The sequence below is a fragment of the Hoylesella nanceiensis DSM 19126 = JCM 15639 genome, assembly GCF_000379965.1.
Lineage (GTDB): Bacteria > Bacteroidota > Bacteroidia > Bacteroidales > Bacteroidaceae > Prevotella > Prevotella nanceiensis.
In genome coordinates, this window is record NZ_KB904331.1 from 156,550 (window position 1) to 171,236 (window position 14,687).

Genomic DNA, 14,687 nt, shown 5'->3' on the forward strand with positions numbered 1-14,687 from the left:
AAAGTAGATATGGAAGATAAAATATCAAAGTCAGCTTTCTGCGAGGATAGCAGGGTAAAGTTCCCAACTCTCATGCATCTTATGGGTATGGGGTTCAACTATGTTTCCCTTAAAGGTTTGAAAACGAAGTATGTCAGCACTCCTAAAACGGAGTTTGATCCTCTCACGAATATTCTGACAGGCTATTTTACTGAAGCCTACGGTAAGCTCAATCCCGATTCAGAAAGTGGAGAGGCAGAGAAGATGCTTGCAAAAATACAGTCTTCCCTGATGAATGATGATTTAGGAAGGCAATTCTATAATGAGATTCTGCTCAATACAGGAGAAAGAATTATAGACTTGTCTTCACCTGCAAATTTCTATAAGAACAACACCTTCCAAGTTGCCACGGAAATGACTTGTGGCGACAAGGATAGTGATAACTATCGTCCTGACATCACCCTATTTGTAAATGGGTTGCCTTTAGCTTTTATTGAAGTAAAGAAAGAAAACAATCACAAAGGAATACAAGCGGAAACTGAACGTATGAAACAACGCTTCATAAATCCCAAATACAGACGCTTCCTTAACCTCACTCAAATTATGGTATTTAGTAACGATATGGAATACGACAGCAATGAGGTTACTCCTACTATCGGTGCTTTCTATGCCACAATCGGAAAGAAAAACACCAAATATAATTGTTTTCGCGAAGATGGGCAAGACAGCTTCCCTATCGAACGGCATATTCGTCAAGTAACTTCACAAGAGGAGGAAATATTGTTGCGTGATAACAATGTTGCTCCATATAAGAACAGTAGTGAGTATAAGACAAATTGTCTTGCCAACACACCTACCAAGCGTATGTGCGACAGTCTTTTTTCTTTCAATCGGTTACACTTTCTATTGAAATACGGTATTGCCTATGTGGATTACACAAATGGACTTCAGAAGCATATCATGCGCTATCCGCAACTGTTTGCGACCAAAGCTATTGAGAGACATTTAGAGGCAGGAAAGACAAAGGGTATTGTTTGGCACACACAAGGGAGTGGAAAGACAGCCTTGTCGTTTTACAATGTGAAATTTCTGACAGACTTTTATTCCTCGAAAGGGATTGTCCCCCAATTCTTTTTTATTGTTGACCGCTTGGACTTGATGATACAAGCCCAAAGAGAGTTTTCGTATAGAGGGTTAAAAGTTAATTCTGTACAAACGAAAGAGGATTTTGCGAAGATTCTCAGTAGCGGGTTGACCACACAGAACAGAGAAGGTAAGCCAGAGATAACCGTTGTGAACATACAAAAGTTTTCCAACGACTCAAAGGCTTTGCCAAAAAATGCCTATAATGTACCTGTGCAGCGCATATACTTTATCGATGAAGCGCACCGTAATTATAGTCCTGATGGCTGTTTTCTGAAAAATCTTATATCCAGCGATGGCAAAGCAGTGAAAATAGCTTTGACGGGTACCCCTATAATTAGCAAGGAATACAATACAAAGGACATTTTCGGAGATTACATACACACTTATTTCTACAATGCTTCCATTGCAGATGGCTATACGCGCCGTCTAATACGGGAAGATATTGGCTCTAATTACAAAATCAGGTTGCAGGAAGCCTTAAACAGCATTCGTGTAAAGGCACATAGTGTAAAAGAAAGCGATGTATATGCACACGGATCGTATGTTCAGCCACTTCTTGATTATGTGATAAACGACTTGCAGCAGTTTCGTGTCAGAAACGAAGACAACACTTTGGGTGGTATGGTGGTATGCAACAGTAAAGAGCAGGCACAAATGATGTATAGGCTCTTCCTTGAAAAGTATGCCGATGAAAACGAACTTGACAATGGGACAGATGAGGATGGAGCAACGGTATATCGCAGTATCAGTGCAGGAGAAATGGAAGTCAAGAAGAAACCTTGCAAAAAAGGCTGCTACCGTGCGGCGCTGATTACATATGACAGCTTTGACAAAGAAACAAGGGCGAAGTGGATAGAACTTTTCAAAGATGGTAAGATAGACTTGCTCATCGTGTTCCAAATGCTCCAAACAGGTTTTGATGCACCTCGTCTAAAGAAACTTTACCTGCATCGTATGGTTAAGGAACATAATCTGCTCCAGACACTGACTCGTGTCAATCGCCCTTACAAGGAAATAAAATATGGTTATGTGGTGGATTTTGCTAATATAGAAGAAGAATACAGCAAAACCAATCGAGAATATCAAGAAGAACTTGAGCATGAGGTTGGAAAAGACAACCTCAAGCATACCGACCGTCTTCTTGTAACGATGGAGGAAGCCAAATCAAGAGTTGATGAAGCAAAGAAAGTGCTTGACTCCTATGAGTTGGGGAACCCCGAAATATTCTCTCGACAACTTAACATGGAGGACGATCGAGAAGTTGTCCGCAGCATTGTGCGCTCATTGGAAGATATGCGAAGCTTGCAGAACATGCTTACAGCACAGGGCTCTGAGGCTGAAACAATCGTTGAAATCAGTGATATTCACAACTTGATAAAAGCTGCTCGAAATCGTTTGGACTTGTTGGGCTTTATTGATAATGCCGATGAGAAATCCAATGCACGCCAACTTCTTAACATGGCTTTGGAGAATATAGAGTTCTCGTTTGATAAACGGGGAGAGGGAGAGTTGGAGATACAAGAGCAATACAAGCAGTCTGTAGAACACGCCCGCCAACAGTTGAAAGCATGTGTAGATACAGAAGACCCAGAATACCGCTCTATCTTGGAAGAATTTCTCCGCCTTTTCCGCAAGAAAGAAATGGAGTCGCAGGAAGAGTTCAATATGCATGATAAGGTTCAAAATGTAAACGATATTTTGAAGCGTATTAAGCGATTGAATGAGCGTGATGCTTTGGAAGCCATAAAATACAATGGAGATACAAAGTTCGTGCGAATAGAGAAACGCTTGAAGGAAAAAGACAAGGAAGAGGTAAAGAATAAGAAAACGCCACGCAATTATGCTTGGACAGAAGAAAAAGAAAAAATGACAGTTATTCTCCTTGCCATCAAAGAGGATGTAGATGATGTGTATTTCCATAATCAGGCAATACTTGAAGTACCCGCTTACTTCAAGAAAAATATACTAACATACGTTACACGCCATTTTAAGGAAGAACAAATCAATACAGACCGTGAAGTTAGGAAATATGTAAGTGAGGTTATCAACAGAGAATACCAAATAGCAAGATAAAGAAATGAATAATATAGAAGAAATCAAACATCAGACTTACGCTCTCATTGACCGATTGAAGAGCACCACTACCAATAACGGATTGGCAGGAAGCGGTAATGAGTACGTAGTGATTGTGGAGACTTTCCTATATAAGTTCCTCAATGACAAGTTTATTTATGAAGCAAAGAAAGAAAAGCCCGACTTGGCAGCGACTGATGATTTCTTTGCGACGTTGGATACAATGACCGAAGATGAGTACGAAGAGATGTGCGACAGCATGTTAGATACTATTATTCTGAAGAAAGAGCATTTGATACCGTTCCTTGCCAAAAGGCAGAATGAGGATAAGTTTGCAGAGTTGTTTGATTCCACTTTGGAAAGTATCGCTAATGAGAATGAAGAAATATTCTACATTCTCAATGAGGACGAGACGAGAATATCCATCATGAAGCCCATTTCAGATGTGGTATCAGGTGGAACAAATAAGAAAAATGCTTTTTGCCGCTCGCTAATAGGTGATGTGGCAAGTTTCTCCTTTGAAAATGCTTTTGAAGCGGGCTATGATTTCTTCTCCACCATATTCGAGTACCTTATCAAAGATTACAATGCCAATGGTGGAGGGAACTATGCCGAATACTATACTCCTCACTCCATTGCCGCGATTATGGCAAAATTGCTTGTCGCTCCATCAGAGGATGTAAAGAGTGTAACCTGTTATGACCCCTCCGCTGGTACTGGTACGCTAGTTATTGCCTTGGCTCATGCCATTGGCGAGCAGAATTGTACGGTTTACACACAAGACATCAGCGACAAGTCTTCCACTATGATGATGCTTAACCTGATACTTAATAGCATGAGCCATTCGCTCACACATGTTATCCAGGGCAATACATTGAAACATCCGTTCCACAAGAACGATGATGGATCGTTGCGTAAATTTGACTATATAGTCAGCAATCCACCTTTCAAACTGGATTTCTCCGACTATCACAGCGATTTGAAGAATGACACCTACAAGGGGCGATTCTTTGCAGGTGTTCCCAATATACCCAACAAGAACAAAGCAGGGATGGAGATTTATCTTTGCTTCTTCCAACATCTGCTTTACAGTCTGAAAGATGATGGCAAGGCAGCTATCGTGGTCCCTACGGGTTTCATTACAGCCAAGAGCGGTATTGCTCATAAAATACGCAAGCATTTAGTAGATGGAGAAAAGTCCATTCTACGTGGCGTTGTTAGTATGCCAAGCAATATCTTTGCTAATACTGGAACAAATGTCAGTGTTGTTTTCATTGACAAGTCAGGAGTGGATAAACCAGTATTGATAGATGCAAGCAAACTTGGAGAAACCATCAAGGACAATGGCATACAGAAAACAAAGTTGCGTACTGAGGAGATAGAGCAAATTGTAGAAACCTTCCGCAACAAGGAAGTTGTTGATGATTTTTCTGTTACACCCTCGTTTGATGAGATAAAAGAAAAAAGCTATAGTTTCTCCGCTGGTCAGTATTTCGACATCAAGATAGAATATGTGGATATTACAGGAGAGGAGTTCAACGCTCGTATGGCTTCTTTCCGTCAGACGCTTACCGAACAGTTTGCTGAAAGTCATAGACTTGAGAAGGAAATCATGCGTCAGCTTGACAACTTGAAATTTAATAAGCAAGTTTAGGTTATGGAGCAACAACATAGTATATCACAAGCATACGAAATTGCGGCTGAAACCATAAAAAACGCAATTTTACAAGGGCAGTACGAAGCTGCTAAAGGTGTTAATCGCATTCAGTTGGCGACTTATTTCAGTGTAGGTAAATATGTTTCGGCTAATACTCGGCATGGAGTTTGGGGTACAGGGGCTTTGGAAACTATCAGTTCCCGCTTACGCCAACTATTGCCAGGCTTGAGAGGATATTCTGCCGATAGCCTTAAATTGATGCGTATTTTCTATGAAGAATGGAAAGAATTAGATGCAAAGTCCTTAGAGCCTGAAGGCGGAAAGGATAAACCGTTAATCACAATTCACGAATTAAATAATTCTGAAGGGCAACAGTTATCAATTCGTGAATTGCAATTCACAAATTCAGCAGACTTCCCCATCGATGATTTCTTCAAAGTTCCTTTTACCCATCATTCCCGTATTATTGCCAAAGTAAAGTCGCTCGATGAACGTCTTTACTATATCCATCGTTGTGCCGAAGAACACATGTCGGTGGAAACTCTAAAAAAGGCAATGGCTAATGATGACTTTCATCATCAGTCCGACCTCCCGAACAACTTTATAGCCACTATCAATAAAGAAGATTTGGCACGTAAGGCGGTTATGGCTTTCAAAGATGAGTACTTATTAAACTTTATCAATGTTGAAGAAATAGGAGAACGTGATGCCGCGGATATAGACGAGCGTGTGGTGGAACAGCAAATCATCCACAATATCAAGAAGTTTATTATGACTTTCGGGCACGACTTTGCATTTGTAGGTAATCAATATCGTATGGAGATATATGGCGTGGAGCATTTCCCCGACCTTGTATTCTTCAACCGAGAACTCAATGCTTTGGTTGTTATTGAACTGAAAACAGGCGAGTTCAAAACGTCCTATCTTGGACAACTCAATGCCTATCTTGCCATTGCTGATGATAAGATACGCAAACCACACGAAAACCCCACTATTGGCATTGTGCTTTGCAGAAGCGCAAATAAGAACTATGCCGAGTACATGGTGCGCCAGTACGACAAGCCTATGGGAGTGGCAACCTATAAGACATCGGCAGAAATGCCTGAAAAGTTGCGGAAGGCTTTGCCAAGTATTGATGAATTAAAGAAATTGTTATGAATCAAAGTATCTCTCCAAAATATCAAATGAGCATTGTTCAAAAGATAACTGATAGCCTATTTGAGCAATTCACAAGTTATGAGAATGTGGAAGCATATCTGAATAAATGGCATCAAGTGGAACATGATGATTTTAATTATTTCTGGGAGAACTTCCAGTTTTATTACAGGGATGAGGCAAAAAAGAAAATAGATGCAGCTAAAACTCTCCATAATGTTGATGGCGAAACATTACTGAAGATTGCTATTGATTTGGGGATAGAAACTCCTGATTATATCCCAAGCATACCAACTTTCAAAAATGAATTAAAGTCCAGTTATGAAATAGCAAGCCTGACCTTTGAAAAGGCATTTAGAAATGTAGAGACAGATCCAAGCCTTGCTATCGGATTAGCAAATTCAGCCCTTGAAAGCATTATTAAGGAGATTCTGAAGGATTCAAGAATAAATGTAACATGGAGTGAAAAAGATACTCTGACAAAACTCGTTGGAAATATATGCAAAGTTTTTGGCTTTCAGAGTAATGGCAAATTCCCGACAGAGATAAAAACTTTAGCCAGTTCTCTAATAAGTGCGGGGCAAGCTATAGAAAATTTGCGTAGTGATAAAACTGAATTTCATGGGAAAACAGATGGAGATTTAATGATTACAGATGCGGTATATGCTTACTTTGTTGTCAATGCAACAACAACTGTTGGCCTATTTCTCTTAAATTTCTACAAATCTAATTATCCACCTATTGTTAAGTCTGAGGTAACTTTAGATGACGAGATACCCTTTTAAGCAAAACTAAAATGAAAAAATATAAACTTGGAGAATTGATAGAGATTTCGAGAGGAGCAAGCCTTAGTGGGGAATATTATGCCACAAAGGGCGAATATATTCGCTTGACTTGTGGCAATTTTGACTATCGTAATAATTGTTTCAAAGAAAACACATCCAAAGACAATCTATATTATGTTGGAGAGTTCAAACCGGAGTTTTTGCTAGAGGAGGGCGATATAATTACCCCACTTACCGAGCAGGCAATTGGATTGTTAGGCTCTACTGCACTCATTCCTGAAAGTGGAAAGTATATTCAAAGTCAAGATGTTGCCAAAGTTACTTGTAATGAAGAACTATTAGACAAAAAATATGCGTTTTATCTTCTTTCTTCCGATATAGTTAAGCAACAATTGAGCGCAGGCGCACAACAGACAAAAATCAGACACACCTCACCTGATAAAATCAAAGACTGTACGGTATGGATACCCAATCTTGATGTTCAAAAGAGAGTGGGGCAATTGCTATCTGATATTGATGCGAAGATTGCGCTTAATCGTGCGGTAAATCATAATTTAGAGGCGATGGCAAAGCAACTCTACGATTATTGGTTTGTGCAGTTTGATTTCCCAAACGAGGAGGGCAAGCCGTACAAGTCGAGCGGTGGTAAGATGGTCTGGAATGAGAAGTTGAAAAGAGAAATACCCCAAGGATGGGAAGTGTGTCCTATTAATAATAGGCTTGAAATCAAGTCAGGATTTCCATTCAAATCTGATACATATAAAACTTTTGGTCGCTATAAAGTTATTACTATTAAAAATGTCCAAGATGGTGAACTTGTAACATCTGGTTGTGATTATGTCGATGAGATTCCAAGCCGAGCAAACGATTACATATCTCTCAAATTTGGAGATAGATTAATTTCGCTAACAGGAAATTGTGGGAGATTATGTGTCGTATGCGAAGAAAACCTATTATTAAATCAGCGTGTGGGATTATTATATTGTGATGCAATATATTTGGAATACTTTTATAATTTCCTAAATAGCAATTCGATGAGAATGATGGTCGCTAATCTCGCAAATGGTGCAGCACAAGCAAATCTAAGTCCAGTTGAACTATGTAAAACTGACTGTTATATTCCAGACTACAATATATTGTGTAAATATAATAGAAAAGCAAATACGATTCGTAAAGCCATAATACAGAACAAGCACGAAATATTTCTGCTTATTAAGCAGCGGGACGAACTTCTGCCCCTTTTAATGAATGGTCAAGTATCGGTAAATTATGATTTACCGCACGATTAACAGCTATTTTTCTGTCTATTGTTGAAAATATATTGCCAATATACTCTTGTTCTTCTACAGAAGGCAAGAGTATAGGCATATCATATAAAGTTTGTGCAGATAACGTATATCGCATTCCACTACCAGTAGCATTTAGTTCTAAATACTTTTTGATATAATCTGAATGCATAAACGCATTGAGATATTTTCCCAATAAAATATCTTCATTGGGCTTTACTAATGCACAATGATAACCAAGGACAACATCATCAAAATTATCTGCTATATATGTCGAAATACCAATATCATTACGTGTTTCACTATCTTTTGTAAAAGCGACATACCCTTTTCTAAGAGAGAGACGTTCGATGTTTTTATCATTAGCAGAAGCAATCATAAAGGAATTATACATAGATTCAGTAATTGCCCAATTATGATACACATCCACAAAATTGCACAACTTTACTTTATGTTCCCCTTCTTTGGTCTTTTTGTCTATGCTACTTATTACGATTTCAGCTACATCTCCTAATTTGTATTTCTTGAAATTGGATGGTAAGACCTCTCCTAACCAATTAGCATTAGTAATTGGTTTAGTAGCTTCTTGATTTTTAGCTTGTTCCATATTCAAAGTGTGTTTATAAGCTAATTGCTATTGCAAAGATACAGAATGAAGCTTGTAATCAAGAATTTTCATAAGATAAAATGGCTATAATTAGCCTATAAACTTGCGATGTGCAATCTTTACATTAGTTTGATTGACCATAGCATAGTGTAAAGTGGTATCAATCTTTACATGCCCTAATAACTTCTGCACTTGTTCTATCGGCATTCCCTTATCAATAGCCATTGTCGCTAATGTGCGTCTAAACTTATGAGGGTGTACTTTATTTATGCCAGCTTTACGCCCTAATTGCCGTAACCGAACTTCTACACCACTTATTGTTAGGCGATTATGTGGTGAAGATAATGATACAAAAAGCGCAGGATTGGTGTCTTTTCGGCTTTCTAAGTAGCGTTTAAGGTGGATTTTGGTGCGAGCATTAAAATATACCTCTCGTTCTTTATTGCCCTTGCCAAAGACCACGCATTGCCGTTCCTGAAAATCTATATCTTCTCGGTTCATCTTTGCTAATTCACCTACACGCATACCCGTAGAAGCCAATAAATCAATCATTGCAAGGTCGCGTATCTCGTGGCAGGTATCTCGCAATACTTCCATATTTTCATCACTCAGCACTTCCTTTACAAGGCTTTCCGTTCTAACCTTGTGTATTCTTCGCACAGGGCTTTTACCAATATAGTCCTCGTCTTCCAACCATGCAAAAAAGCTGGAGAAGATGCGCCGAAGATTATCTATGGTAACACGGCTTGAAAGTCTTTCTTCTTGATAATCAGAGAGGTAATTGCGAATGTCGTTTGTAACTATCACATCTATCTTTTTATTCAACTTTGCAAGCAGGGCTTCTATTGAGCTACGATAATAATGCAATGTTTTATCAGAACAGCCTTCTATCTTCTTCGCAGAAATAAAAGCATTAAGCAATTCATTATTAGCCTTATTTCTTTGCGACACTTCATCGCCTAATGGTTTGATTTCTAAGTTCTTAAAGTTGTCATTCAATACTGTATTAAGAAATAATAATTGTTCTGGAGTCAAATTTTGAGCCATTGCAGTTACTATTCTCGTTTTTACTTCTTCTTTCATAGGATTTTTAGTCGCATTATACAAAATTTGAGCGAAAAGACAAAGAAGTAAATCATAATTTAGTCGAGAACGCTCGATACCGACTTTTACTTGTCCGTTCATCAGAAGAGGGAGAAGTTCGTCGCGCTGCTTAGTCAATTTTTCGATTTCTTGTAGCCTCAATAGTTGTTCATCGAACATAGACGTTACTGTATCTACAAATTTCTTACAAATCGTTTCATTAAAGGCAAAACGGAAATCAGCCAAATCACCTAAGACAATATATGGAATAGAAGAGCCATGTTTACCACCGCTATATATAGGTTGAAATAAGTATCTTAAAGTATAATAGAAGAATGATACGTTACGCACCTCTTCATCTAAAACGCAAGCATATGTCCTTTGATATAAATCGAATTTACCTCTATAAAAACCTACTCGTCCTGTATAACTCCCATTTCCTGAAACCAACACTGCATATCCGTCATAAATGTATTCGTTAGAAGTAATAGCCTCTGGCGCACAAGAAAAGAATTTATAATTTCCAGGAACAGCTTTGGACACATCTTTCTTACCAGTGAAGATTCTCATAAAGTCTTTGATTTTACAATCTTTCCACCCTTGTGGTATCTCTCTCTTCAACTTCTCATTCCACCCCATCTTACCACCGCTACTTTTGTACGGCTTCCCATTCTCATCGGGAAAGTCAAATTGCACAAACCAGTAGTCGTAGAGTTGCTTTGCCATCGCCTCTAAATTATGATTTACCCAACAATCATGGAATACTCCTCTGTTAGTTTTATCGCTTGCACTTGCAGTTTAATGATTGCTTCAGAATAAGTTTCGATTTTGCGGAGCATTCTTTGGGCGGTAGCTGTTGAGTGGTAGCAGTTAAGTGTCTTGACAGCTTCATTATAGAGAACACCAATCTTATAAACTTGGGATATTATGTTAGTGAGTTCACGCATGTATTTCTCATTAGAAGAATTCTCTGTTATAACCTTGAAAGATTCTCCAAGTAATCTTGCCCTTAGATAATCGCTCTTAGTTTTTGCTCCCGACTTTCGATAAAGATTGATGACCTTTTGTTGGTCTTCGTAGTTAGGTAACCTGATGTGCCATCTGTCCCATTTTTGGGAGGTGGCACACCTGCCGTCAGGTTTGTTAGTTTTCTTTCTTTTCATCGTTTCTATGTTTTCTAATCACGACTTTGGAGTGATTTAATCCCCTTTCGGGGCAGGGTCTTTGTGGTACAAACGGCAATTTGTGGTACAAAGACACACCTTGCTGATGTAGAAAATGGGATTATAAGCCCATGCCGTGTTACTGCATTCATTGAATACAGTAACTCAGCGTAGGCTTGCATTCGAGGAATGCAGTACTTCAGAGTTTCCGCCATCTTTCCACATCATCTTTGTATTGGTCGAGATGTTCTCGAAGCACCTGCTCCACATATCCTGAAACGCTTGCTCCCTGCTCACCGATTTTCCTCACCACGAAGTCCAACTTTCGTTGAGTTTCCTCTGATACATACACGGCTTTGCGGTGGCTGTTGCGAAAGGGCTGGAGATATTTCCCCTGAAACTCGGATAATTGCTTCCTGTCCCTTGTTTTTCCCATTCGTTGATGATTCTCTTCGGTAGAAGTAGCCCTTTCCGTTGGTGACAACTTTGTTTCTTGATTGGACGGTTGAGAATAGTCCTTGTGACTCTCCTTGTCATTTTGTTCCTCAACTTTAACAGGCTCAAACCTTTTCTTTTCCTCTTCATAATCTATGGGCTGATCAAAATCGGGCAACTCTTCGGGCTTGCGGAGCTTAACGCCATAATTGCCCATATCTCGAAGGGCTTGTTCCAGACGCTGTTTCCTTTGTTCATCTATTCTTGCCATAATTTCTTGGGTATTGCGTTATAATGCCTTTCAAGCATTGTTTGTATGTCGCTCTGTTTGTAAAGTATCTTCCCTCCGATTTTGTAGAAAGGAAGCGTTCCTAAGTTTCTGTACTCTTGGAGCGTACGTGTGCTGAGCCGTAACAGGCTGCAAACCTCCTCGCCAGTGAGGTAAACTTCTCCGCCCAGCATCGGTCGGGCGGTAGCGCAATACCGCTCCAATTTCTTCAATATTCCTTCCATCAGTTGTGAAAACGACTGCATCTGAGGGTCTTCCTGCGTAATGATTTCTTTCTCTTCCATAGTTCATTCATTGTTTGCGTTCAGTAACTCCGTGATGTCGCTCTCCTTGTAATAACACTTGTGTCCAATCATTGAGAAAGGGATTTTCCCCGTATCTCTGTATGATTGCAGGGTACGCTTGCTGATGCTCAAACGCTTGCATACGGCTTCGTTGTCGAGCCATTCGTCCTTTACGGGCGGATTGCCGATGAGTTGTTCGATACTGTGGATAAAGTCTGCAAATTCGGAGCGGTGTCGCTCCCACGCTTTGCGGTCGATGATAATGAGTTTCATTGCCTTGATTTTGTTTTGATTACTTTATTGTTACTCGGCAAACAAACTGTTATGCAGTCCATTGCCGTACTTATCGAGTGCAAAAGTAAACCCTCGGAAGCACCGCTGCAAGAAATGAGGATAAGCAGGGAAATAGAGAGAAAACAAGAGAAAAGACCAAAGGAGATCCATCTGTGTTATTGCGGTAATGAGATGAGGTGCCGGCTCGTTCCTTTTATCACATAGCAATTATTCTTTCGACAGTTCGATAGTTCGACAAATCGATATGTAGAACTATCGATAGATAGTTTTATCGATAGATTATTTTGACGATATATAGTTTTGACAACAGATAGTCATGACAACAAATTGTACAAACAACAGATTGTCCGTATTATCGTCAGTCCTATCTGTTGTTGGTTGTTACGCCTTGCGTCCAAAGAGCCTGAGTATGCCGTATTCTTGTCGTGCCTATACTCTCTACGGCAGCCCAGCCCTGCAAGGTTGGGAGAGATGAATACGACCGCACGAATACAGAAAATGGCAATACCGCCTTGAAACAGAAAAATCCTGCGGTGGAGATTCTTCTCTCCATCCGCAAGACTCGACCTTGTCAGGGCAGATTGGCTGCCGTTGTACCTTTGCACGATAAGAAACGGCATCAGGGACTTTGCGTGTGCCTTTGCTTACAACGCCTTTGGGCTTACCCCCTCCGTCTGACCGATTATTGGCAAATGATTGCTCTTGGTAAGCAGCACTATTGTGCCTGTGAGTTCGGTGTAAAGACGGTCGTATTGTCCGCTTGCGGCAAATGTGTCCGTCAAACCGAACTTGTCGAATGTGGCTTGAACAGCCTTGTTCGACAACAGTATAGGTACGAGTTTCTCTGGAAGAGGTGCAGGCAGTTCCCTTTCAAACTCATTTTCCAATACAGAAACAAGCGTGTCGTACTTGGAAAAGTGCAAACCTTGATACAATACCTCACTTGCTATGCTCTCCGCTTCGAGGTGCGTGAAACCCTGCACTACAGCATCGCAGTAGGCGGTAAGAGCCATATCTGCCCGTGCAGTGATAAACTCCGTGTCGTGCAATTTTTCGGGGTGATGCTCACTCATATAACTTCTTAATTTCAACCGAAAGTAAGAAAGTTCCTGTTTGTTGTGCTCTTTCATAATCGTTTGGTTTTCAATCGTGAATAATAAATGTTTGATAATTACTTCCTTTTTATGCTTGTTGCAATGGAACGTTCTGCCGTGCTATCGACTCACAATAACCCTCAAATACAGTATGCTCCCTGTCTGTGAGTGCAGTCATATCCTCTTGTATCTTATGGTCGGTTATCTTTCCATAAATCTGTGTCGTACCGATATTGCTGTGTCCGAGCATCTTGCTGAGCGTTTCCATCGAAATACCATTGGAAAGGCAAATCGTGGTTGAGAATGTGTGGCGAGCCATGTGAAAGGTCAAGCCTTTCTCTATTCGGCATATCTGACCGATGTTCACACAAGCTAAAGATGCTTTCCTAATTGTGAGATTGGGGAATATCAATTCGTCTGCTTTCTTGTCCTTGACATAGAGTGAAAGGATTTGCCCCGCAATGGGCAAGAGTGGAATTATGGCCTCCACATCCGTTTTCTGCCTTTTGATGCGGATTTCCTCTGTGCCATCAGCATTACGGATAATATGCTTCGGCTTGAGCCGTTGCATATCCACACGAGCCAGACCAGTAAAGGCACAGAAAAGGAAGAGCTGCCTTGCACGCTCGAACTGCTTGTCAATAATGGGCGTTTGTAGTACTCGTTGCAGTTCTTCGGTTGTGAGATACCTGCGTGTTCGGTGTGGTAGTTCTGCCTTGTAATCCACAAAGGGATCGATGCGAATGTATTTCTTCTGCTGCCCGATGCCGATGAGTTTTCTAAGGAAGATGACCGCTACCTGAATAGTGGCAAGAGAAAGGTTGCGCTCTGATTTAAGGTAGAAGTCCATCCCCTCAATAAAGCCATAGTCCAACAGGGAGTAACGAATATCCTCTAATCCTAAGCGTTCACGCAGATAACCCTCTATGAGTTGGGTAGCATAGATGTAGTTGGTGAAGGTCGGCTTGGCTACCGTTATTCCCACACAAGGACGCTTTTCCTCAATAAATAGTCGTGCTTCCTCCAAAAGAAAACCTTTGGGCTTGTCCTCTTCCATGAGTTCACGCTTGAGGAGCTCGGCGGTGATATAGCCACGTTGCCAAACTAATTCTTGATACTTTGCTTTGGCTTGTTCCTCTTTGCTTTGTAAGTAGTGGTTGATCACCTTTGTTTCTTCGCCTGTTCCCTTGCATCGTCCCTTATGGCTGTCCCAAAGTTCGGGAGCGATTTCCTTGCCCGTGCTGTATTGCACCTGCTCACCATCTATTGTGAAGCGCCCCATAATCGGGCATTTGCCGTTCTTCTTTTCTTTGGAACGGTTGATATAAAAGAGTGTCTTGAATGTGCTTCGTGCCAT

13 protein-coding genes and 1 pseudogene are annotated in these 14,687 nt (G+C 40.4%); 5 read left to right on the forward strand and 9 right to left on the reverse strand.

Annotated features, from left to right (window positions below; all coding sequences use genetic code 11):
- Positions 1-9 precede the first annotated feature (9 nt).
- Genes A3GM_RS0106760 through A3GM_RS0106780 form a run of 5 tightly spaced genes read left to right on the forward strand, consistent with a single transcriptional unit; the run spans position 10 to position 8,084 of the window.
- A complete protein-coding gene (locus A3GM_RS0106760; RefSeq protein ID WP_018362631.1) occupies positions 10-3,198 on the forward strand; it encodes a DEAD/DEAH box helicase family protein in 3,189 nt (1,062 codons plus the stop codon).
- 4 nt (positions 3,199-3,202) lie between these two features.
- Entirely contained in the window at positions 3,203-4,852 is a 1,650-nt protein-coding gene (locus A3GM_RS0106765; RefSeq protein WP_018362632.1) for an HsdM family class I SAM-dependent methyltransferase, read from the forward strand.
- Between the two features lie 3 nt (positions 4,853-4,855).
- Complete coding sequence (locus tag A3GM_RS0106770; protein ID WP_018362633.1) at positions 4,856-6,013, forward strand: PDDEXK nuclease domain-containing protein; 1,158 nt, start codon at positions 4,856-4,858, stop codon at positions 6,011-6,013.
- A complete protein-coding gene (locus tag A3GM_RS0106775) occupies positions 6,010-6,795 on the forward strand; it encodes an abortive infection family protein (RefSeq protein WP_018362634.1) in 786 nt (261 codons plus the stop codon). Before A3GM_RS0106770 ends, A3GM_RS0106775 begins: the two co-directional genes overlap by 4 nt.
- 11 nt (positions 6,796-6,806) lie before the next feature.
- Complete coding sequence (locus tag A3GM_RS0106780) at positions 6,807-8,084, forward strand: restriction endonuclease subunit S (protein WP_018362635.1); 1,278 nt, start codon at positions 6,807-6,809, stop codon at positions 8,082-8,084.
- On the opposite strand, the gene A3GM_RS0106785 is transcribed toward A3GM_RS0106780, so the two are convergent.
- From A3GM_RS0106785 to A3GM_RS0106820, 9 genes and pseudogenes are all read right to left on the reverse strand, one after another.
- A complete protein-coding gene (locus A3GM_RS0106785) occupies positions 8,008-8,688 on the reverse strand; it encodes a restriction endonuclease subunit S (protein WP_018362636.1) in 681 nt (226 codons plus the stop codon). The two genes, A3GM_RS0106780 and A3GM_RS0106785, sit on opposite strands and share 77 nt — an antisense overlap.
- A gap of 90 nt (positions 8,689-8,778) precedes the next feature.
- On the reverse strand, positions 8,779-9,771 hold the full coding sequence (xerA, locus tag A3GM_RS11770) for a site-specific tyrosine recombinase/integron integrase (protein WP_025830219.1): 993 nt from the start codon (positions 9,769-9,771) through the stop codon (positions 8,779-8,781).
- A 291-nt stretch (positions 9,772-10,062) separates the two neighbouring features.
- Positions 10,063-10,497: pseudogene (locus tag A3GM_RS11775) on the reverse strand (restriction endonuclease subunit S); the annotation flags it as partial.
- Between the two features lie 17 nt (positions 10,498-10,514).
- A complete protein-coding gene (locus A3GM_RS0106795) occupies positions 10,515-10,934 on the reverse strand; it encodes a plasmid mobilization protein (protein WP_018362638.1) in 420 nt (139 codons plus the stop codon).
- Positions 10,935-11,133: 199 nt separating this feature from the next.
- Entirely contained in the window at positions 11,134-11,640 is a 507-nt protein-coding gene (locus A3GM_RS0106800; protein WP_018362639.1) for a DUF3408 domain-containing protein, read from the reverse strand.
- On the reverse strand, positions 11,628-11,942 hold the full coding sequence (locus tag A3GM_RS0106805; RefSeq protein WP_018362640.1) for a helix-turn-helix domain-containing protein: 315 nt from the start codon (positions 11,940-11,942) through the stop codon (positions 11,628-11,630). The genes A3GM_RS0106800 and A3GM_RS0106805 overlap by 13 nt, the downstream gene beginning before the upstream one ends.
- Before the next feature lie 3 nt (positions 11,943-11,945).
- Positions 11,946-12,215, reverse strand: a complete 270-nt coding sequence (locus A3GM_RS11440; protein WP_081614697.1) for a helix-turn-helix domain-containing protein — start codon at positions 12,213-12,215, stop codon at positions 11,946-11,948.
- 665 nt (positions 12,216-12,880) lie between these two features.
- Entirely contained in the window at positions 12,881-13,366 is a 486-nt protein-coding gene (locus A3GM_RS0106815; protein ID WP_018362642.1) for a DUF1896 domain-containing protein, read from the reverse strand.
- A gap of 52 nt (positions 13,367-13,418) precedes the next feature.
- Complete coding sequence (locus A3GM_RS0106820; RefSeq protein ID WP_025829981.1) at positions 13,419-14,687, reverse strand: site-specific integrase; 1,269 nt, start codon at positions 14,685-14,687, stop codon at positions 13,419-13,421.

Coding starts and splice junctions, on each gene's coding strand:
- A3GM_RS11440 (WP_081614697.1), bottom strand. CDS start 12,215: ATGAAACTCATTATCATCGACCGCAAAGCGTGGGAGCGACACCGCTCC.
- A3GM_RS0106805 (WP_018362640.1), bottom strand. CDS start 11,942: ATGGAAGAGAAAGAAATCATTACGCAGGAAGACCCTCAGATGCAGTCG.
- A3GM_RS0106760 (WP_018362631.1), top strand. CDS start 10: ATGGAAGATAAAATATCAAAGTCAGCTTTCTGCGAGGATAGCAGGGTA.
- A3GM_RS0106765 (WP_018362632.1), top strand. CDS start 3,203: ATGAATAATATAGAAGAAATCAAACATCAGACTTACGCTCTCATTGAC.
- A3GM_RS0106770 (WP_018362633.1), top strand. CDS start 4,856: ATGGAGCAACAACATAGTATATCACAAGCATACGAAATTGCGGCTGAA.
- A3GM_RS0106780 (WP_018362635.1), top strand. CDS start 6,807: ATGAAAAAATATAAACTTGGAGAATTGATAGAGATTTCGAGAGGAGCA.
- xerA (WP_025830219.1), bottom strand. CDS start 9,771: ATGAAAGAAGAAGTAAAAACGAGAATAGTAACTGCAATGGCTCAAAAT.
- A3GM_RS0106800 (WP_018362639.1), bottom strand. CDS start 11,640: ATGGCAAGAATAGATGAACAAAGGAAACAGCGTCTGGAACAAGCCCTT.
- A3GM_RS0106785 (WP_018362636.1), bottom strand. CDS start 8,688: ATGGAACAAGCTAAAAATCAAGAAGCTACTAAACCAATTACTAATGCT.
- A3GM_RS0106775 (WP_018362634.1), top strand. CDS start 6,010: ATGAATCAAAGTATCTCTCCAAAATATCAAATGAGCATTGTTCAAAAG.
- A3GM_RS0106820 (WP_025829981.1), bottom strand. CDS start 14,687: ATGGCACGAAGCACATTCAAGACACTCTTTTATATCAACCGTTCCAAA.
- A3GM_RS0106795 (WP_018362638.1), bottom strand. CDS start 10,934: ATGAAAAGAAAGAAAACTAACAAACCTGACGGCAGGTGTGCCACCTCC.
- A3GM_RS0106815 (WP_018362642.1), bottom strand. CDS start 13,366: ATGAAAGAGCACAACAAACAGGAACTTTCTTACTTTCGGTTGAAATTA.